Origin of the sequence: Pseudoruegeria sp. SK021 (assembly GCF_002119405.1) — a bacterium.
Classification (GTDB): domain Bacteria; phylum Pseudomonadota; class Alphaproteobacteria; order Rhodobacterales; family Rhodobacteraceae; genus Meridianimarinicoccus.
Genome location: NZ_MTBG01000003.1, coordinates 125537 through 145193, shown reverse-complemented (window position 1 = coordinate 145193; position 19657 = coordinate 125537). Strand labels below are relative to the sequence as shown.

General features: G+C 61.5%; 17 protein-coding genes. 13 read left to right on the top strand and 4 right to left on the bottom strand.

Annotation, left to right across the window (positions count from 1 at the left end; all coding sequences use genetic code 11):
• Positions 1-11 precede the first annotated feature (11 nt).
• Positions 12-1334: a GH1 family beta-glucosidase gene (locus tag BV911_RS04315; RefSeq protein WP_086052357.1), complete on the bottom strand. Its 1323-nt coding sequence runs from the start codon at positions 1332-1334 to the stop codon at positions 12-14.
• Complete coding sequence (locus BV911_RS04310; RefSeq protein WP_086052356.1) at positions 1328-2380, bottom strand: LacI family DNA-binding transcriptional regulator; 1053 nt, start codon at positions 2378-2380, stop codon at positions 1328-1330. Before BV911_RS04310 ends, BV911_RS04315 begins: the two co-directional genes overlap by 7 nt.
• Before the next feature lie 269 nt (positions 2381-2649).
• Between BV911_RS04310 and BV911_RS04305 the strand changes: the two genes are divergently transcribed.
• The 6 genes from BV911_RS04305 (at position 2650) to guaB (ending at position 10607) form a co-directional block, all read left to right on the top strand.
• Entirely contained in the window at positions 2650-4002 is a 1353-nt protein-coding gene (locus BV911_RS04305) for an ABC transporter substrate-binding protein (RefSeq protein WP_086052355.1), read from the top strand.
• Between the two features lie 78 nt (positions 4003-4080).
• The gene (locus tag BV911_RS04300) at positions 4081-5061 is read left to right on the top strand and encodes a carbohydrate ABC transporter permease (RefSeq protein WP_086052354.1); all 981 of its coding nucleotides are present in this window, start codon (positions 4081-4083) and stop codon (positions 5059-5061) included.
• Between the two features lie 14 nt (positions 5062-5075).
• On the top strand, positions 5076-6227 hold the full coding sequence (locus tag BV911_RS04295; RefSeq protein ID WP_086052353.1) for a carbohydrate ABC transporter permease: 1152 nt from the start codon (positions 5076-5078) through the stop codon (positions 6225-6227).
• Positions 6228-6238: 11 nt separating this feature from the next.
• A complete protein-coding gene (locus BV911_RS04290; protein ID WP_086052352.1) occupies positions 6239-7906 on the top strand; it encodes an alpha-amylase family glycosyl hydrolase in 1668 nt (555 codons plus the stop codon).
• A gap of 23 nt (positions 7907-7929) precedes the next feature.
• A complete protein-coding gene (locus BV911_RS04285; RefSeq protein ID WP_086052351.1) occupies positions 7930-9021 on the top strand; it encodes an ABC transporter ATP-binding protein in 1092 nt (363 codons plus the stop codon).
• A gap of 131 nt (positions 9022-9152) precedes the next feature.
• Positions 9153-10607, top strand: coding sequence for an IMP dehydrogenase (gene guaB / locus BV911_RS04280; RefSeq protein ID WP_086052350.1), 1455 nt, complete (start codon positions 9153-9155; stop codon positions 10605-10607).
• Positions 10608-10740: 133 nt separating this feature from the next.
• Here guaB and BV911_RS04275 read toward each other — a convergent pair whose 3' ends face one another.
• Positions 10741-11646: a LysR family transcriptional regulator gene (locus BV911_RS04275; RefSeq protein WP_086052349.1), complete on the bottom strand. Its 906-nt coding sequence runs from the start codon at positions 11644-11646 to the stop codon at positions 10741-10743.
• A 108-nt stretch (positions 11647-11754) separates the two neighbouring features.
• On the opposite strand from BV911_RS04275, the gene BV911_RS04270 reads away from it, so the two are divergent.
• From BV911_RS04270 to BV911_RS04250, 6 genes are all read left to right on the top strand, one after another.
• A complete protein-coding gene (locus tag BV911_RS04270) occupies positions 11755-12759 on the top strand; it encodes a zinc-binding alcohol dehydrogenase family protein (protein WP_086052348.1) in 1005 nt (334 codons plus the stop codon).
• Between the two features lie 79 nt (positions 12760-12838).
• A complete protein-coding gene (locus tag BV911_RS04265; RefSeq protein WP_086052347.1) occupies positions 12839-13648 on the top strand; it encodes an SDR family NAD(P)-dependent oxidoreductase in 810 nt (269 codons plus the stop codon).
• Between the two features lie 68 nt (positions 13649-13716).
• Entirely contained in the window at positions 13717-14565 is an 849-nt protein-coding gene (locus BV911_RS04260; protein ID WP_086052346.1) for an SDR family oxidoreductase, read from the top strand.
• 53 nt (positions 14566-14618) lie between these two features.
• The gene (locus tag BV911_RS19110) at positions 14619-14831 is read left to right on the top strand and encodes a hypothetical protein (protein ID WP_205963791.1); all 213 of its coding nucleotides are present in this window, start codon (positions 14619-14621) and stop codon (positions 14829-14831) included.
• Complete coding sequence (locus tag BV911_RS04255) at positions 14828-15184, top strand: hypothetical protein (RefSeq protein ID WP_086052345.1); 357 nt, start codon at positions 14828-14830, stop codon at positions 15182-15184. The genes BV911_RS19110 and BV911_RS04255 overlap by 4 nt, the downstream gene beginning before the upstream one ends.
• Entirely contained in the window at positions 15181-15783 is a 603-nt protein-coding gene (locus BV911_RS04250; RefSeq protein WP_086052344.1) for a DedA family protein, read from the top strand. Before BV911_RS04255 ends, BV911_RS04250 begins: the two co-directional genes overlap by 4 nt.
• Positions 15784-15849: 66 nt before the next feature.
• Here BV911_RS04250 and BV911_RS04245 read toward each other — a convergent pair whose 3' ends face one another.
• Positions 15850-17094 carry an FAD-binding oxidoreductase gene (locus tag BV911_RS04245; protein WP_086052343.1) on the bottom strand — a complete coding sequence of 415 codons (1245 nt, stop codon included), beginning with the start codon at positions 17092-17094 and terminating at the stop codon, positions 15850-15852.
• Positions 17095-17428: 334 nt separating this feature from the next.
• On the opposite strand from BV911_RS04245, the gene BV911_RS04240 reads away from it, so the two are divergent.
• Entirely contained in the window at positions 17429-19363 is a 1935-nt protein-coding gene (locus BV911_RS04240; RefSeq protein WP_240512138.1) for a multiheme c-type cytochrome, read from the top strand.
• Positions 19364-19657: the final 294 nt, after the last annotated feature.

The following is a 19657-nucleotide window of genomic DNA, read 5'->3' as shown; positions in this document are numbered from 1 at the left end:
GAACAGGGTGATCATGACGTTACAAGCATGGACTTCAGCGAATGCCAAGAGGCCTTGGGGGTACGTTTCAGCGTCTCAAAGTCCACATGGACCAGTCCGAACCGCTTTTCATAGCCAAGCGACCATTCGTAATTGTCCAGCAGCGACCAAACGAAATAGCCTTTCAGCGGCACGCCATCGGCGATAGCCAGACGCGCTTTGTTGAAATGTTGATCCAGATAGGCGATCCGGGCGCTGTCATCGATCTGTCCATCGATGATCACGTCGGGGTTGGCCATGCCGTTTTCAGTCACATAAAGCGGCAGATCGCCGGTATAGTCTTGCGGCACCATCTTGAGGAAATGCGCCAGACCCTCTGGGTTGATTTCCCATCCCATCTGCGTCTTTGGCAGCGGGCCATCGACCTCTTGCAGCGCGGGCCACGGCGTGGCTGCTGGGGCGATGCGCTTGCAGGTGTAATAATTAAGCCCGACCCAGTCGAGCGGGGCTTGTATGGTTGCGAAATCGTCCTGCCAGCCTTGGGGCAGATGCGGCTCTAGCCCTTCCAGCACCAGATCGGGGTAGGTGCCTTTGAACAGGCCGGACAAGAAGAACTGGTTGTAGATCGCGTCATAGCGCGCGGCAGCGCCAGCGGCTTCGGGCGTGTCATCTGCGGGCAGGGCGTATTCGAAATTACACACCGCCCCGAGATTGGTCATGCCATGGCCGCGCATCACCTCGATCGCGGTGCCGTGGGACAGCAGGACGTGATGCATCGCCCGGGCCGCGGCGCGGATGTCACGCATACCGGGGGCGTGATGACCCATGAAATGCGACAGCCACGCGACGCACCACGGCTCATTGATCGGGGCGGTACTCCACAGGCGGTCGCCAAAGCGGCGGGCGATCAGGTCGGCGAACTCTCCGAACCAGTTCGGCATATCGCCATTGCGCCAGCCGCCGAGATCGGCCAGCGGCTGCGGCAATTCCCAGTGATACAAGGTCGCGGCGGGTTTGATTCCCCGTTCCAGCATCGCATCAATCAGCCGGTCGTAGAAATCGAGGCCCTCAGGGTTCGGGGTGCCCCGGCCTTCGGGCAGGACCCGCGCCCATGAGGTCGAAAACCGATAGGAATCAAAGCCGGCAGCTGCGACCAGATCCAGGTCCTCTGGATAGCGGGTGTAGTGGTCGCACGCCCGGTCGCCATTTTCACCGCGCACGACATTGCCGGGGGTGGCAGCGAAACTGTCCCAGTGGGTCGGGCCAGCGCCGCCCTTGGCCGTGCCTTCGATTTGATAGGCCGAGGTGGCGGCCCCAAAGACGAAACCTTCCGGGAAATCGTTACGGGTCAACATGGTCGTGTCCTTTCCGAATGGGGGGCGGGCCCGCTGGACGGGCCGAGAACCAGCGCCGCCTCTAACTGGGTTTGCAAGGGGGCAAGCGTGGGGTCGTCAATCATGGCCAGCAGCATTTCAGAGGCGCGTTTGCCGACATCGCGCACCGAGGACCGGGTGGAGGTGAACATCGGCGCATCGTCGCCATTGGGCAGATACGACAGGCCGTCATCATGGGTGACAAGCGACACATCCTGTCCCATCCGCAAACCGCGGGATTCGAGGGCTCGGCGCACCCCAAGGGCCACCAGCAAGGATGAGGTCAGCACCGCGCTGGGCGGGTTCGGCCCATCCAGCAATCGGCAGGTGGTGGCAAAGCCATAGGTCTCGGTCATGGCCTGCTGGTACATCAGGGCGGGGTCGGGGGTGATGTCGCGGGCGGTCAGGGCGGTCACATAGCCGTCCCGGCGGCGAAACGCGAAATCCATGGCTTCAAGGCCGTTCAACAGCGCAATCCGGCGATGGCCGAGGTCGAGAAGGTGATCGGTGGCCCGGCGAAAGGCGCGGCGGTTGTCGACGTCGATCCACGAATAGGCCGAGGTCTCGTTCGAGGTCCGCCCATGCACGACGAACGGCAAGCCCAGCTTTTGCAGCATGCCGATGCGCCAATCATCGATCAGGGGCGCTTGCAGGATCACGCCGTCGACCCGGCCCCGGGTGGCCAGCGACCGATAGGCCCCGGCCTCGTCCTCGGTGGCGCCAGAGGCCAGCGACAACAGCACATCATAGCCCCGTTCCACCAACAGCCCGCCGGCACCAGCCACGAAATCGGCGAAAATCGGGTTCACCACCTCTTGCGGCGACGCCATCGGCAACACCATCCCGATGGACATGGACCGCCCCGTCGCCAATGACCGCGCCCGACTGTCAGGGCGATAGCCATAGCGCGCGGCGGCCTCCATTACCCGCTTGCGGGTGCCTTCGCTGACTTCCGGATAGCCGTTCAGCGCCCGGCTGATTGTCGTCTGGCTGACGCCAAGAACTTCTGCGAGGTCTTTCAGGTTCATCGGCAAAACCTTGCGTTTAGGGTCGCCGCGAATATCCGGGCTGTGGGTCGGCAGGTCAAAAATCGGGCGTCCTTTTATCCGTAGCTGTCAGCGCTAACACCCATTTGTTTTCAGGTTCAAGTCATCATTGGATCGGCGCGAGCCCGCGTTGACAGGTGTCCAGACTAGCGTATTGTTGCCACAGTCCAAAGCGCTTTGAAACGATTCGTCAATTGCGCATAAAATTGGCAGCCCGGGTGACGGCGGGCGTATCAACGTGGAGGTTTGTTATGAAATTTGGCTTATTGGCGTCAGTGGCCGGGTTGGCTTTGTGCGCGGGCGCAGCCAATGCACAGGAGTTGAAGTTTGCCCCGGGAGAGGGCGATTTCAACTGGGACAGTCTGGAGGCATTCGCGGCGTCGCATGACTTTGCCGGGCAGCAATTGACCATGACCGGCCCTTGGACCGGCGCGGACAAAGCGCTTGTGGAAAGCGTGATCGCCTATTTCGAGGACGCGACTGGGGCGAGCGTCAATTATTCGGGCTCGGAAAGTTTTGAGCAGGATATCGTGATCGCCATTCAGGCCGGATCAGCCCCGAATATCGCGATCTTCCCGCAGCCGGGCCTTGCCACGGACCTCGCGGCGCGCGGCGGCTTGACCCCGCTGGCCGACGGCACCGAGCAATGGATTCTGGACAATTATTCGGCCGGGCAGTCCTGGGTTGATCTGGGCACTTACGCCGATGCGGATGGCGTGGATGACCTGTTTGGCTTTTTCTACAAAGTCGATCTGAAATCCATCGTCTGGTACATTCCCGAAAATTTCGAGGAAGCCGGCTATGAGATCCCCGAAACCATGGAAGAGCTTAAGGCGCTGACCGACCAGATTGTTGCGGATGGCGGCACCCCGTGGTGCATCGGGCTGGGATCGGGCGCGGCGACCGGCTGGCCCGCCACGGATTGGGTTGAGGATATGATGCTGCGGACGCAGCCGCCGTCGGTCTATGACCAATGGGTCAGCAACGAGATCCCGTTTAACGACCCGGCTGTGGTGGCAGCGATCGAAGAATATGGCCATTTCGCCAAGAACGATGCCTATGTCAGCGGCGGCAGCCAAGCGGTGGCGACCACCGATTTCCGCGACAGCGCGACCGGTTTGTTCGGCTTTCCGCCAGAATGCTACATGCACCGGCAGGCGACCTTCATCCCGACCTTCTTCCCCGACGGAACCGCTGTCGGCGAGGACGTGGATTTCTTCTACTTCCCGGCCTACGCAGACAAGGATCTGGGCAAGCCAGTTCTTGGGGCCGGAACACTGTTTGCAATCACCGACGATGCGCCAGTGGCCCACGGCTTCATCGAGTTTCTGAAAACGCCGATCGCCCATGAAATCTGGATGGCGCAATCGGGGTTTCTGACCCCGTTCAAGGGGGCAAACTCAGCGATGTATGCCACCGATACGCTGCGGGCACAGGGCGCGATCTTGACCGACGCGACCACCTTCCGCTTCGACGGGTCCGACCTGATGCCGGGCGAAATCGGGGCCGGGGCGTTCTGGACCGGAATGGTCGATTACACCACCGGTGCCAGCGCCGAGGACGTGGCCAAGGGCATTCAGGACCGCTGGGAGACGATCCAGTAAGGCGGATCACCGTCTGACGGGGGCCAGCTGCTCTCTGCGGCTGGCTCCGCGTGTAACCGATCCGACCTGGAGGGGCCGATGAACCCGTTAATGCAAGGTATTGTGACGATCTTCGTCGGTGTCGGGGGCTGCGTCGCGTATTTCTACTTGTCCAATCTGGTACTGGACAAAGTGATCTTCCCGGCGAAAGGCCGCCATATCGGCCGCAACATCAACCGGGCGAACAAGTGGCGGCCATGGCTGTTCTTGTTCCCAGCCATATTCGTGTTGGGCTTGTATCTGGTCTATCCGGTCATCGGATCGTTGGTGCGGTCAATGTACAACCGGTCCGGAGATGGGTTCATCGGGCTTGGCAATTACAGCACCTTGTTGGCGTCACCGGATTTCCGCACCGCGTTTTTCAATAACCTGCTGTGGGTTGTGGTGGTGCCGGCGGGATCCACCTTCTTCGGCTTGCTGGCGGCGCAACTGACCGACCGCCTAAGCTGGGGCAATATCGCCAAATCGTTGATTTTCATGCCGATGGCGATTTCGTTCGTCGGCGCTTCATTGATCTGGAAATTCGTCTACGCGGTCGACGCGGATATCGGATTGATCAATGCGCTCCGGGCGGCCTTGTTTGGCTCGGACCCGGTGGATGTCTTGCAGATCCCATTCTGGAACAATTTCTTCCTGATGATGATCTTGATCTGGATTCAGACGGGCTTTGCCATGGTCATTCTGTCGGCGGCCCTGCGCGGGATTCCCGAAGATACCATCGAGGCTGCGATCATCGACGGGGCCAACCCGCTGGAGATTTTCTTCCAGATCAAGGTGCCGCAGATCATGCCGACCCTCGTGGTGGTCTGGACCACAATCACCGTCGGAACCCTGAAAATTTTTGACATCGTTTATGCCATGACGGGCGGCAATTTCGGCACCGATATCCTGCCCAGCTATATGATGTCATTCATGTTCCGCGACGATGGCCGCGCGACGGCGGTGGCCTTTGTCATCATGCTGGTGGTGTTGCCGGTGATGATTTGGAACATCATGCAATCGCGCAAAGAAATGCGCTGAGGGAAGGGCCCGTCATGGACAATATCGCAGGACGCAAGTCCGCTCTCAGCATCGCCACCCATTTGTCGGTTCTTTTCCTTGTGCTGCTCTGGCTGATCCCGACCGTGGGCTTGTTGGTGTCGTCATTCCGCGAGCGGGACCAGATCTCGGCCTCGGGGTGGTGGCAGGCGCCGTTCTCGGTTGAACTGACCTTCCGGGGGCGGGCATCTGGCACGCCGGTCGAAGAGGGCACCGAGTGGGTCGTCTCCGGCAATATCTTTGATGACGCGGAAGTGCGCGCCAGCTTCGGCGATGGCAGCGGGACGGTGACCGGGTTCGGCACGCGCGGGGTTGCCCCGGCTGAATTTCCGGCCGGAACCGTGGCCCAGTTAAGCGACGGCGAAAGCCTTGTGGTCAATGGCGATGGCAGTTTCAAATTTACCGCGCCCGCCGATCCCGGCAGCCGCGGGCAACGGGTCTATTTCGCCGCCAAGACGCCGCCGCAATTCACCTTGGCCAATTACCGGCAGGTGTTGACCGCTGACAACATGGACCGGGCGTTCATCAATACCCTAACGGTCACGGTGCCGGCCACGATCATTCCGATCCTGATCGCGGCCTTTGCCGCCTATGCGTTGGCATGGATGGATTTTCCCGGGCGTGGCTTGTTGATTGCGGCGGTTGTCGGCTTGCTGGTGGTGCCCTTGCAACTGGCGCTGGTGCCGATGCTGAACCTGCACAACCGGATTGGCATCGGGCAAAGCTTCATGGGGATCTGGTTTGCGCACACTGCGTTCGGGATGCCGTTGGCGGTGTATCTGCTGCGCAATTACATGGTGGGTCTGCCGCGCGACATCATCGAAAGCGCCAAGGTGGATGGGGCGACGGATTTTCAGGTCTTCACCAAGATCGTGTTGCCGCTCAGCCTGCCGGCGCTGGCGGCGTTTTCGATTTTCCAGTTCCTATGGACATGGAATGACCTTTTGGTGGCCAAGGTATTTCTGCCGTCCAACGACGAGGCGCGGGTGATGACGGTCAAGATTGCCGATGACCTGCTGGGATCACGGGGGGGCGATTGGGGCATTCTTGCGACGGCGGCTTTCGTGTCGATTGCGGTGCCATTGGTGGTGTTTTTCACAATGCAGCGGTTCCTTGTGCGTGGATTGCTGGCAGGGTCGGTCAAGTAGGAGACAGTTTTATGAGTTTTGTCAGCGAAAGCCCGGAACAGACCGCGGCAAACCCCGGCGGGGTCGACCCGGATTGGTGGCGCGGTGCTGCGATCTATCAGATCTATCCGCGGTCGTATCAGGACAGCAACAATGACGGCATCGGCGATCTGTCGGGGATCATCCACCGGATGGATTACATCGCCAGCCTTGGCGTCGATGCGATCTGGATTTCACCGTTCTTTCGGTCGCCGATGCTGGATTACGGCTATGATGTCAGCGACTATCGCGATGTGGATCCGATGTTCGGGACGTTGGGAGATTTCGATGCCTTGATCGAGCGGGCGCATGGCGCGGGCCTGAAGGTGCTGATCGATCTGGTGTTGTCGCATACCTCGGACCAACATCCGTGGTTCAAGGAAAGCCGCTCCAGCCGCGACAATGCCAAGGCGGATTGGTATGTCTGGGCCGAGGCCAAGCCCGATGGCAGTCCCCCCAATAACTGGTTGTCGATCTTCGGCGGCTCGGCTTGGGAATGGGATGCCGAGCGGATGCAGTACTACCTGCATAATTTTCTGACCGAGCAACCGGATCTGAACTTTCATTGCGAAGACGTGCGCCATCAGATGCTGGATGTCGCCCGCTATTGGCTGGAGCGTGGTGTCGATGGGTTTCGCTTGGATACGGTGAATTTCTATTTTCACGATAAAGAGTTGCGGGATAACCCGCCGCTGGATCCCGCCGACCGCAATGACAGCACTGCACCATCGGTGAACCCCTATAATTTTCAGGACCACATCCACGACAAGACCCAGCCAGAGAACTTGGATTTCCTGCGCAGTCTGCGCGCGATTTTGGATGAATTTCCCGGCACAACCACGGTGGGCGAGGTCGGCGAAAGCCAGCGCGGCATGCAGGTGCAGGCCGATTACACCGCAGGCGATGCCCTGCTGCATCAATGCTATGGCTTTGATTTCATGGCCTCGACCTATCCGGCCGGCACCGTCGTGGCAGACGTTCTGACCCGCTTTGGTACCGTCGCCCCGGACAGCTGGGCGTGTTGGGCATTTTCGAACCATGATGTGGTCCGGCACCCGTCGCGGTGGAATTTGGGCGACGAGGCGCGCCGGGTCTTTGCCGCGCTTCTGATGTCGATCCGCGGATCGGTCTGCCTGTATCAGGGCGAAGAATTGGGACTGACCGAGGCCTATGTCGGCTTCGAAGACCTGCAAGACCCGTATGGCAAACGGTTCTGGCCCAAGTTCAAGGGCCGTGATGGGTGCCGGACGCCGATGCCGTGGATCGCGGACCATCGCAATGGCGGCTTCACCGATGTCAAACCGTGGCTGCCGGTGGCGGTCGAGCATCTGCAACGGGCCGTGGCCGAACAAGAGGCGGATGCCACCTCCATGTTGGACTTCTATCGCAACATGCTGGCGTTCCGGCGCGCGCATGAGGTGTTGCGCAAGGGCGAAATCCGTTTTGTCACCGTCAGTGACGGCGCGCTGTCGTTTCTGCGCTGCCATGATGGCGCCGAGATGTTCTGCGCCTTCAACCTGTCCGGAACCGCAATCCCAGTTGAGATGCCGCCGGGCGACTGGCGCATTGACCGCGGCGCGCCGTTCACAACCGTCACCACGGAACGGGGGCTGCAACTGCCTCCCTACCAAGCCTGTTTCGCTGTGCGGCAAGATGGCTGAGTTTTTGAAAAGGGAGGGAGATCATGGCTGAAGTCAAACTAAAGGACGTCGCCAAAGCCTATGGCGAGGTCAAGGTCCTGAGCCATATCAACCTCGAGATCCAGAGCGGCGAGTTGGTGGTATTTGTCGGCCCGTCAGGCTGCGGCAAGTCCACCTTGCTGCGGATGATCGCCGGGCTTGAGAAAATCACCGCAGGGACCCTGTCCATTGACGGGCAGGTGGTGAATGACATTCCCCCGGCGCAGCGCGGCATTGCCATGGTGTTCCAATCCTACGCGCTTTACCCGCATATGACGGTGCGGGATAACATGACCTTCGCCCTGAAAATTGCCAAGAAGTCGAAAGCCGAGATCGAGGCCGCCGTCACCAAGGCCGCGCGGATCCTGCAACTGACGCCCTATCTGGACCGGCTGCCCAAGGCCCTGTCCGGGGGGCAACGACAGCGGGTCGCCATCGGTCGGTCGATTGTGCGCGACCCCAAGGTCTATTTGTTCGACGAGCCGCTGTCGAACCTCGACGCGGCCTTGCGTGTCGCAACCCGGATCGAGATCGCGCAGCTGAAGGAATCCATGCCCGACAGCACCATGATCTACGTCACCCACGATCAGGTCGAGGCCATGACTCTTGCCAACCGGATCGTGGTCTTGGCAGGCGGCGGGATCAGCCAAGTGGGCACGCCGCTGGAACTGTACGAGACGCCCGCGAACACGTTCGTCGCGCAGTTTATCGGCTCACCGGCGATGAACATCTTTAAGGGGCAGATCACCGGGACAGGCGCAGAGACCCGTCTGCGGGTGCCGTCCGGCGTCGAGATCACCTCTTCCGTGCCCAGCCCAGCGCATTTGATGGGGGCAGAAGTTGAAATCGGCGTTCGGCCCGAAGACCTGACAGTCGCCCGTGGCAACGAACTGGCGTTTTTGGATTTCGAGGTCGAGTTTACCGAGAAACTGGGGGAATTGACGGTTCTCTACACCAAGCCGCAGGAGGGCGGGAACCCGATGATCGCCAAACTGCCCGGGATTGTCTTTGTGGATCGCGGATCGGTGATGCACCTCACGGCGGCGCCGAACAAGGTGCATGTCTTCCATGAAGGTACCTCTTTGCACTACCTCTGATCGCAGTCGGCACCGGCCCCCCGCGGGCCGGGCCAGCGCGGCATTTACAGCGTTTCGCCATTATCCGCTTTCCCTGACAGCCTGTGCATGAGATAGGGACGCGCCAAACGATATTCCCCAAGGAGAGACCTATGGAGATTCGCGAGGCTCTGACCTTCGATGACGTGTTGCTCGTTCCCGCTGCAAGTTCGGTGTTGCCGTCGCAGGCCGATACGTCGACCTATGTCACCAAATCCATTCGACTGAATATTCCCCTGCTCAGTTCTGCCATGGATACCGTCACCGAAGGCCGGATGGCGATCACCATGGCACAGGCTGGCGGCATGGGCGTGATCCACCGCAATCTTTCGGTCGAAGAGCAGGCCAATGCGGTGCGGTTGGTCAAGCGGTTCGAAAGCGGTGTGGTCTATAATGCGATCACCCTGACCCCCGATCAGACCCTAGCGGATGCCAAGGCGCTGCAAGCGCGCTACAAGATCACCGGCTTTCCGGTGGTGGATGCGCAGCGCCGGGTCGTCGGGATCGTGACCAACCGGGATATGCGCTTTGCCCATGATGACCGCACGCCGGTCAGGGCGATGATGACCTCGGACAATCTGGCCATGCTGCGCGAACCTGCCGATCTGGATGAAGCCAAGGCTTTGATGAAAGAGCGCCGGATCGAGAAACTGCTGGTGGTGAATGCCGATGGCATGCTCACCGGTCTGTTGACCCTGAAAGACAGCGAGCAGGCGGTGTTGAACCCGCAGGCTTGCAAGGATGATCTGGGCCGGTTGCGGGTTGCTGCGGCCACCACCACCGGGGATGCCGGGTTTGAACGGGCCGAAGCCCTAATCGATGCCGGTGTCGATATGGTCGTTGTGGATACGGCCCATGGCCACTCGGCTGGTGTCGCCGATGTCGTGCGCCGCATCAAGTCTGCGTCGAGCGGCATTCAGGTGGTGGCCGGAAACGTCGCCACTGCTGAAGCAACCCGGGCCCTAATTGGTGCCGGAGCGGATGCGGTGAAGGTCGGGATCGGACCGGGATCGATCTGCACCACGCGGATGGTCGCGGGGGTCGGCGTGCCGCAATTGACGGCAATCATGGATTGCGCTCGGGGCGCCAAGGACAGCGGCGTGCCGGTGATCGCCGATGGCGGCATCAAGTATTCCGGCGATTTCGCCAAGGCAATCGCGGCGGGCGCGTCCTGCGCCATGGTCGGATCGATGATCGCAGGCACCGACGAAAGCCCGGGTGAAGTGATCTTGTACCAAGGCCGCAGTTTCAAAAGCTTCCGCGGCATGGGCAGCCTTGGGGCGATGGCCCGAGGATCGGCGGACCGGTATTTCCAAAGCGATGCCGCCAGCGACAAGCTGGTCCCGGAAGGGATCGAAGGTCAGGTCCCCTACAAAGGGTCAGCGACAGCTGTGGTTCACCAGATGGTTGGCGGTCTGCGGGCGGCGATGGGCTATACCGGGGCTGCGACGATCGAAGAGATGCGCACAATCTGCCAGTTCGTGCGCATCACCGGTGCCGGGCTGAAGGAAAGCCACGTCCATGACGTGCAAATCACCCGCGAAAGCCCGAATTACCGGATCGGGTAACGCCAGAAACTAGCACGATGTCAAAGGGCCGGGCGCGCAATCGCCCGGCCCTATTTGGTTTTCTGTCGCCGGGTGTGACCCGCTGGCCGCCAATGGGTTAGGCCACGACAGCCTTTAGGGGGCGATGTTGGCCCTAATCCCGCCAGTCCTGTCGCTGACCCAGTCGATCAATCAGATAATCAATGAAGATCCGGGTCTTAGGGGTCAGGACGTTGCTGCGGGGATAGACCAGCCAGAGAACGGCTTGGTCATTCGCGCGCCAGTCCGGCAAGACGCGGACCAAGCGCCCAGAGCCAAGGTCTTGCGCCACGCTCCATAACGAATTGATCGACAGACCTGCGCCGGCAATGGTGGCTTCGCGCTGTGCGTTGCCGTCATCCAGAATGACCCGGCAAGTCATGGTGCTGGGGTCGAGGAGGGCGGTCTCTCCGGCGGTGTTGATCAGATACCGCGCTGCCAGATTGGACCACGCGATGTAATCGTGGCCCGGCAGGTCCACTGGCGTTTCGGGGCAGCCACGCGCCGACAGGTATTCTGGCGATGCGCACAGGACCCGGGTGTCATCCGACAGCTTGCGCCCTTTCAGGCTGCTGTCGGTCAAGGGGGCGCTGCGCAGGGCAAGATCAAAACTGCCGTCGATGGTGTCAAACCGGGTGTCGGACAGGCGCAGGTCCAAGGTCAGCTCGGGGTATAACCGGTGAAATTCGGGCAGCAGTGGCATGATGTGCAACTGCGCAAAGCTGCTGGGGGCGGCAAAACGCAATGTGCCGGTGATCCCGCCACTGCCACGCCCCAATGCCGCCCGCGCCGCGTCGGCTTGGGCAAGGATTTCGCGGGCGTAGGGCAGAAAATCTGCCCCTTCCAAAGACAGCGATACCTTGCGGGTGGTGCGGTGCAGCAATTCCGCGCCGAGCTCTTGTTCGAGTTTGGCCAGCCGGGCGCTGGCAACGGCGGGTGCCAGCCGCAATTCCCGCCCCGCCGCGCTGATGTTCAGGCGTTCGGCCGCCATGACGAACAAACGCAGGCTGTCGGTGTCCATTTCATTATATCCAAAAACAGAAAACTGAACCCGAAAATGCGCAGTTTTATCGCCTGCATCAATAGGTATCTTGGAGGAAATACCCCACATCTGCGATGGAGACGAAAGATGAAAGCAATTGGATATGTAGCCGCCGGTCCGGTGGATGCCCCGGACGCACTGGGACAGTTTGAGGTCGCAACGCCGCAGATCGGCCCGCGCGATCTGCTGGTCGCGGTCAAAGGCGTTTCGCTTAATCCAGTGGACGTCAAGCTGCGCGAGAGCCGGGCACCCGCTGAGGGGCCAGATATCCTGGGTTTCGACGCAGCGGGCATCGTGGTTGAGGTTGGGTCCGACGTGACCGCCTATCAGGTTGGCGATGCGGTCTTTTACGCGGGCGACGTCACCCGCCCCGGTTCCAACGCCGAGTTTCAGGCCGTGGACGAACGCATCGTCGGCCGCAAGCCGACATCGCTGGACTTCACCGACGCCGCCGGGATGCCGCTGACCGCGATCACCGCGTGGGAAATGCTGTTCGATGCCTTTCGCCTGACCGAGGGCGATGGCGCGGGAAAATCCCTGCTGGTGATTGGCGGCGCGGGCGGCGTCGGGTCGATCTTGATCCAGCTTGCTAAGACGTTGACGAAGCTGACCGTCATTGCCACCGCGTCGCGTCCCGAGACCCGGGATTGGGTGCGGGAAATGGGGGCCGATCACATTGTCGATCATCGCGGCGACGTGGCCCAGCAGGTCAAGGATTTGGGGCTGGCCCCGGAATACGTGGCCTCGTTGACCGGAACCGAGCAGCACTATCCGGCGATCCTTGACCTGATTGCGCCGCGCGGCCATATCGCCCTGATCGACGATCCACAGGGGCTGGATATTGGCCCGGCCAAGTTCAAGGCGCTGACGCTGAGCTGGGAATTCATGTTCACCCGCTCGATGTTTGCCACCGCGGATATGGCGGTGCAGCGCGATCTGTTGAACCGGGTCTCTGCGATGCTGGATGCCGGAACACTGCGATCGACCGTGACTGAACGGGTGGGCCAAATGAGTGTCGAGACCCTGCTTGCGGCCCATTCGCGTCAAGAAAGTGGACGGGTGATCGGCAAGCAGGTTCTGAGCGGCTTTTGACCCTCGCAGCCGCCCGGTAGGCCCGGGCGGCTGTCCCGAATAACCTGACGGCCAATTGTCACCACGTAAGGGAAATTTCATGTCCAAGACCATTCTGATCACCGGTGCAACCGACGGCATCGGCTTGGCGACGGCGCAGGTTTTCGCAGCCGAAGGGCACCACCTGCTGATCCACGGTCGGAATGCCGCCAAGCTTGCTGCCACCGCCGACGTGTTACGCGCTGTCTTCGGTTCTGGCCCGGTTGAGACGTTCTGCGCTGATCTATCGGATCTGGCCGAGGTCGCCAGCCTTGGCCGGGCGGTTCGTGATGCCCATGACAATCTGGACGTGCTGATCAACAATGCCGGTGTGTTCAAAGCCGCGCATCCGATTGCGCCGGATGGGCAGGATGTACGCTTTGTGGTCAATACGCTGGCCCCGGCGTTGTTGACCCGGATGCTTTTGCCGATCCTGACACAGGCAGGTCGGATCGTGCATTTGTCGTCGGCGGCGCAAGCTTCGGTCGATCTGGCGGCAATGGCCGGGGCGCGGCATCTGGATGCCGGGGCGGCCTATGCGCAAAGCAAGCTGGCGCTGACCATATGGAGCCAGGCTTTGGCGGTGGAACTGGGGCAGGCGGGCCCGGTCACGGTGGCGGTCAATCCGGGGTCGTTATTGGCGACGAATATGGTGCGGATCGGCTATGGTCTTGCTGGCAATGACATCGCCATCGGGGCCGACATCCTGCACCGGGCGGCGCTGTCGCCGGAGTTTTCCACGGCGACGGGGCGGTATTACGACAATGATTCCGGTCAATTTGCGCGGCCCCATGCCGATGCGTCCAATCCCGAAACGGTCGCCCGGGTGGTGGCCGCGATCGAGGCCAGAATTGCGCCGATGCTGGGATAGGGTAGGATCATCTGAGAACTGAGCATGTGCTGCGTGCATATCGGTCAGGCCACAACAAGGGACGTTTCATGACGATCGCAGTCACCGCAGTTTCAGGGCAGCTTGGCGCCGCCATCATCCGCACCCTTCAGGCCAAGCCCAATGCCGGGCCGCTTGTCGGTCTGGCCCGGACGCCGGAAAAAGCCCTTGGCCTTGGGATAGAAGTACGCCCGGCGGATTATGAGCAACCCGAGCAGTTGGCGGCCGCGCTGGCGGGTGTCGAGACTTTGCTTTTGGTGTCTGGCATGGAGGCCCCTGACCGGCGCATCCAGCAACATCGCAATGTCATCGCGGCGGCGATCAGCGCCGGGGTGAAAAAGATTGTCTATACCAGCGTTCAAGGGGCCGAGACCGGCACCGGCTTTTCACCGGTCATCCAAAGCAATCGCCAAACCGAGGCCGATATCCGCGCGAGCGAACTGAATTGGGTGATTGGCCGCAATGGCATCTATATCGAACCGGATGTGGACTATATCGACCGCTACAAGGCGAGCGGCGAAATCGTCAACTGCGCCGGGAGCGGCATGTGCGGCTACACCACCCGCTCGGAACTGGCACACGCTTACGCCGAAATGCTGCTTGGGTCGGCGCATCACGGTCAGACCTACAATTTGCACGGCGAAGGGCTGACGCAGGCCGACCTTGCGGCCCATCTGACCCGAGCGTTTGGTACGCCCCTTGTCTATCGTCCCATGTCGGTCGAGGCATACAAGGCTGATCGGATTGCCGAACTGGGGGATTTTATCGGGACCGTCATTGCCGGAATTTATCACGGCATCCGGGTCGGCGCGCTGAATAACCCAAGCGACTACAATCGCGCAGCCGGGCGTCCACACCAAAGCTGGCAGACGTATTTCAAGGCACTATCTCAGATCTGACCGCGACGGAATTTCCAGTGGCCGTCGTTAAACGAGGGAAGTCACGGAAATTGATGATGCTCAGTCTTAGATCACCCCAGCCCGTCCGCAACAGGATCGGGCCGTTGTTCGGCCATTCGATGTGCCGCATCGCCATGGGGCGGGTCGGCGGTGTTCAGGATGGTTTCGACGGTATTCTGCCTTGGGCGGTCGCAGGATCGGAACGGGTCATCGTCCCCGAAAGGGTGGCTGTGCCTGCGGCCATGCAGGGGGGGACGCGCGAATGACGCTGTGGGCCGCTTTGCGGGTTCTGGCCCGCACGCACCCGCTGTTGACCGGTGCCTTCGCCGTGGCTTTGCTTGCGGCGGTATACTTCGCCCTCCGCATCGTGCCAGTGCTGATCTTCTTTGCCGATCCTCGGCACCAAGATCAGCCGATTGCGGGCTGGATGACCGCCCGCTACGTCGCCCTGTCCTATGATCTGCCCAAAGACGTGATGCTGACGGCGCTGGGCCTGACGGGACCGGAAGGTAGGATCGTCACACTGAGTGACCTCGCGCAGGCGCGTGGCGTGCCGGTGCAAGTGATCCGTGCCGAAGTCCGTGCTGCAATAGCCGCTTACCGAGAGGTCGCCCCATGACCGAAACGCTGTTGGGGTTGGTCCCCGCCTATGGGTTGTGGCTGCTGGTCACTACGATCTTTTTCAGTTGCCTTGCAGCCCCGTTGCCGACCTCGGCGCTGCTGGCCTCGGCCGGCGCTTTTGCCGCCAGCGGCGACTTGCAGCTTTGGCAGGTCTTTGCCGCCGGGATCACCGCCACGTTGGTCGGGGATCAGTTCATGTTTCAGTTGGGGCGCACCGGTAGCGCCCGGTTTGCCGCCCTCAGCACAGCGCGGTCACGGCCGTTCGCCCGGGCCGAAGGCCTGATCGCGCAATGGGGCGGGCTTGGTGTGTTTCTGAGCCGGACCATTCTCAGTCCGGTGGGCCCCTATGTCAGCTTTGTTGCCGGGGGGGCGCAGATGCGTCGGGTGCGCTTCACACTCGCGGCGGCGATGGGTGCCTTGATCTGGGTCGGGGCTTATGTCGGGATCGGCTATCTGGTCTCGGGCCAGTTGGAAGCCGCGATGGATCTGATTGCCAGTGGCGGCGCAATGATCGCAGCGGTTCTGGTGGCCGTGGTGATCGGCGGGCTCTTGTGGCGGCGGCTCAAGTCGCTTCTCGCGGACCACGCCGGGGGGTGAGGGGCATCGGTTGCGCGGGGGGCAACCCAACGCCCCGCGCATCCGCCGCGGTGGCCGGGGGGCCAGTTAATGCAAGAAGCGGCCGGGCCGGAACGGTGCCGGATCGATTGCAGGCGCGGCCTCGGTCATCAGATCGGCCAAGATGCTGGCGGTCCCCGGTCCAGTGCTGAAGCCGATATGCTGATGGCCGAATGCCAGCCAAAGTCCGCTGCGCCCCGGGGCTTCGCCGATGATTGGGCGGCTGTCGGGCAGGGTGGGACGCCGTCCCATCCACGGGGCCGGGTCCAAGGCCGCGCCCAGCGGAAAGGCTTGTCGTGCCGCGCTGGTGGCACTGGTCAGTTGCGACAGATTCCGCGGGGCGTCACGGTCGGTCAATTCAACCCCAGTGGTCAGGCGCAAACCCTGTTCCATCGGCGACAGGACGTAACCGCCAGCAGTGTCATAGATCGGCCGGGCCAAGGTTGCGTTGCCTTCGGCGCCGTAATGCATGTGATAGCCGCGTTCGAACCCCATCGGGACGTGGATGCCGATGCGGCTCATGAATTCGGGGGCCCAAGGCCCCAGCGCGACCACCACCCGGTCAGTCTGATGCCGGGACCCGTCTGTATCGGTGACCGACCAGCCGGACCCGTCCGGGATCACGTCGCGCAGGTCGGAGCGGCGGATCACACCGCCACGATCCGCGAATAACTGCGCATAGGCCGCGACAAGGGCGGAGGGATTGTCGACCGAATGGGCATCCTTGATCCAGAGCGCCCGGTGAAAGATCGGGGATAGGCTTGGCTCCATCTCTGCCAATGCGCCCGGATCCAAAATTTCGGACCGGACCCCATAGGACGCATAGCAGGCGCGCCCCATTGCAGCCGCGTCGAACCCTGCCTCGGACCGGTACAGCATGAGCCAGCCATTGTCGCGCAACCGGGGCAAAGCGCCCGCCTGCGCCATCAAGCTGAGATGCTCATCTATGGACAGGCGGATCAGGGCATCCAGCGCCGTCGTGGTCTCTTGAAAGGCTCGCCCACGGGCACGCGCCAGAAATCCGGCGGTCCAGCGGATGTTTTTCAGCAAAAAGGGCAGGTGATAGCGCAGGGACGTGGTGCGGTTGGACAGCAGCTTGGGCAGGGCCTTCCACAGGCCGGGATTGTTCATCGGCATCAGTGACGAGCGCGCAAGCACACCTGAGTTGCCATAGGAGGTTTCTTGGCCCGGCTCGCGGCGATCGATCAGCGTGACGGTCATGCCGCGCCGTTGCAGTTCCAAGGCACAACAAACGCCCACCATGCCGCCGCCAAGTACTGCAACTGTGGTCATGCTACCCTCGATTCTGAATGTCCGACTGCCATGGCGTTTGTATGTCCTTCGTGCAGACCAAGGTCCACCCGACATTGTGCCCTCGCCGAGGTCGCGCCCGCGCGGGGGAGCCATCACCGCCCGAATTTCGGCGCGAAGCTTCGCCTGCAGCACAGGTCTTGAATGTGCCTGCAAAGCAGGCAGAAATAACTTCCATGACCAATGAATGCCGGTCCGCCTGTTCCTGTCTTCTGCCGAGGATAGGTGGTGTGCCTGATTAGCCAACTGCGCTAGGATTGAATCAATTCTGGGCGCTGGCCCTGACCTTGTCTGTCTTTTCTGGGAGTTGCCCTTCTTGATTCGCCGTATCCTGATCGCTTTCAGCCTGTTCTGTGGTGCCGCACCGGCCCTCGCACAGGACGCTCCGTCCTATGTTGGTTCCGGGCAATGTGCCGATTGCCATATTGATGAGGTTGAGGCGTGGAACGGGTCGCATCATCAATTGGCATGGACCCTGCCAAGCCCGGAGACGGTGGTTGCTGATTTCGATGGCACCAGTTTTTCCGGTTCCGGCATGTCCGTCGCCTTTTCTCAGGATGCCGGGGGCTATCACGCGCAGGTCACCGAGACGGATGGGTCGATGTCCACGTATGACGTCCATTCGGTCGTCGGCATTGCCCCGTTGCAACAGTTTCTGTTCGAAACAGAGCCCGGAAAACTGCAAAGTTTTGATGTGGTGTGGGATGCCGACGCGCAGGAATGGTACAACCTTTACCCCGATCAGATTTTGCCGCCGAACGATGGGTTGCACTGGACCGGGCCGTACAAGAACTGGAATGGCCGTTGCGCCGAATGTCATGCGACCGGGTTTGAGAAGAATTTTGATTTCCCCAGCCAAAGCTATGCGTCGGTGCAGGCCGAAATCGGGGTAGGTTGCGAGGCGTGCCATGGGCCCGGATCTGACCATATCGCGTGGGCCACAAGTCAATCGCCGATGGAGGCCGATCATGCCACCTATGGCCTGACGATGGTCCCTGATGCGGATGGCGAGGCATGGGGGCAACAATGCGCCGGATGCCATTCGCGCCGCGAGGCCTATGGCGACGGCAACCCGGTTCCCGGAACGCCCTATCACGACGCCTATCGGTTGTCGTTGCTGACGCCGAACCTGTATCATGCGGACGGGCAAATTCAGGACGAGGTGTATGTCTACGGCTCTTTCCTTCAGTCGAAGATGTATGCCGAAGGCGTCACCTGCACGAATTGCCATGACCCGCACAGCGCCCAGCTTGTGGCCGAAGGCAATGCTGTGTGCACCCAATGCCATTCCCCGGCGGGCAACCCGGATTTTCCGACGCTGCCATTGCAAGAATTCGACACGCCAGAGCATCACTTTCATGAGGTCGGCAGCGCCGGTGCAGAATGCAAGAACTGCCACATGGCGGAACAGGCCTATATGGGGATCGATCTGCGGGCAGATCACAGTTTCCGCATCCCGCGTCCGGACTTAGATGCCGTAACTGGCGCACCGGATGCCTGCACCGCTTGTCATCAAGATCGTACCCCGGACTGGGCTGCTGACGCGATTGCAGGCTGGTATCCGCAATCGACGCATCGAGGCTTTCAGTTCGGGACCGTGTTTGCCCGCGCGCGTCAGAACCCGGCCTATGCCCGGTCTGATCTAGAGGTGCTCGCACAGGATACCGAACTGGCCGATCTGGTTCGGTCGACGGCGCTTTACCTGATGGAAGGGGCCTCTGACCCCGCAACCGCCGAGGCAATGGCCGATCTGCTAACCGATGACAGCCCGCTCGTCCGGTCGGCGGCAGCGCCGCTTCAACGAGGGGCAAGCCCGCAAGATTCGGTGCTCAGGCTGGCGCCGCTGCTGAATGATCCGTCGCAGTCGGTGCGCTTTGCTGCCCTGCGGGGCATGTTGGGACTGCCGATTGCGCGTTTGCCGCGCGCGATGGAGGCAGACCGGGCCCGGGTGATGGCCGAATGGCAGGCCACCTTGTCGACCCGGTTGGACTTTCCCGAAACCCATCTGGTTCTGGGCGGCATTGCCTTGACCTCGCGGGATTATCCCGCCGCGCTGGGCGCGTTTCGCCAAGTGGTCGCGCTTGATCCGCAGCGGACAGATGCATGGAGCATGGTGATCCGGTTGAGTGCGGCGCTGGATGGCGAGGAAGCAGGCCAAGCGGCTGTGCGCGACGCCCTGACCATCCTTCCGGATGATCCCATGGTTCAGGACTTCGCCCGTCAGTTCGGTGTCTCCACGGCGCCCCACTAAGGGCGCAAGGGGGATAGGGGCGGCGACCGGTGTAGAGCCGCCCGTTTGCTACCGCAGAGCGGTCCTTAAACGTGGCGCTCTGCGGTGTGGTGCGGTGGCCCGGCGCGCGGGTTTGCCCTCACAATGTTCGATCCGTCTGCATCCGGGACGCCGGGTCACAGGCGTTTTCAGCCCGTTCTGATCTGGCCGAAAGCCGCTGAAGTGGTTAGGTCGGGCCAGATCAACATCCGGCACCAGCCTTGGTCCGGGTGGCGGGCTGATGCGGGGGGTGAATCCCAGCCTCAAACCTGCTAT

Coding starts and splice junctions, on each gene's coding strand:
- BV911_RS04315 (WP_086052357.1), bottom strand. CDS start 1,334: ATGTTGACCCGTAACGATTTCCCGGAAGGTTTCGTCTTTGGGGCCGCC.
- BV911_RS04310 (WP_086052356.1), bottom strand. CDS start 2,380: ATGAACCTGAAAGACCTCGCAGAAGTTCTTGGCGTCAGCCAGACGACA.
- BV911_RS04305 (WP_086052355.1), top strand. CDS start 2,650: ATGAAATTTGGCTTATTGGCGTCAGTGGCCGGGTTGGCTTTGTGCGCG.
- BV911_RS04300 (WP_086052354.1), top strand. CDS start 4,081: ATGAACCCGTTAATGCAAGGTATTGTGACGATCTTCGTCGGTGTCGGG.
- BV911_RS04295 (WP_086052353.1), top strand. CDS start 5,076: ATGGACAATATCGCAGGACGCAAGTCCGCTCTCAGCATCGCCACCCAT.
- BV911_RS04290 (WP_086052352.1), top strand. CDS start 6,239: ATGAGTTTTGTCAGCGAAAGCCCGGAACAGACCGCGGCAAACCCCGGC.
- BV911_RS04285 (WP_086052351.1), top strand. CDS start 7,930: ATGGCTGAAGTCAAACTAAAGGACGTCGCCAAAGCCTATGGCGAGGTC.
- guaB (WP_086052350.1), top strand. CDS start 9,153: ATGGAGATTCGCGAGGCTCTGACCTTCGATGACGTGTTGCTCGTTCCC.
- BV911_RS04275 (WP_086052349.1), bottom strand. CDS start 11,646: ATGGACACCGACAGCCTGCGTTTGTTCGTCATGGCGGCCGAACGCCTG.
- BV911_RS04270 (WP_086052348.1), top strand. CDS start 11,755: ATGAAAGCAATTGGATATGTAGCCGCCGGTCCGGTGGATGCCCCGGAC.
- BV911_RS04265 (WP_086052347.1), top strand. CDS start 12,839: ATGTCCAAGACCATTCTGATCACCGGTGCAACCGACGGCATCGGCTTG.
- BV911_RS04260 (WP_086052346.1), top strand. CDS start 13,717: ATGACGATCGCAGTCACCGCAGTTTCAGGGCAGCTTGGCGCCGCCATC.
- BV911_RS19110 (WP_205963791.1), top strand. CDS start 14,619: ATGATGCTCAGTCTTAGATCACCCCAGCCCGTCCGCAACAGGATCGGG.
- BV911_RS04255 (WP_086052345.1), top strand. CDS start 14,828: ATGACGCTGTGGGCCGCTTTGCGGGTTCTGGCCCGCACGCACCCGCTG.
- BV911_RS04250 (WP_086052344.1), top strand. CDS start 15,181: ATGACCGAAACGCTGTTGGGGTTGGTCCCCGCCTATGGGTTGTGGCTG.
- BV911_RS04245 (WP_086052343.1), bottom strand. CDS start 17,094: ATGACCACAGTTGCAGTACTTGGCGGCGGCATGGTGGGCGTTTGTTGT.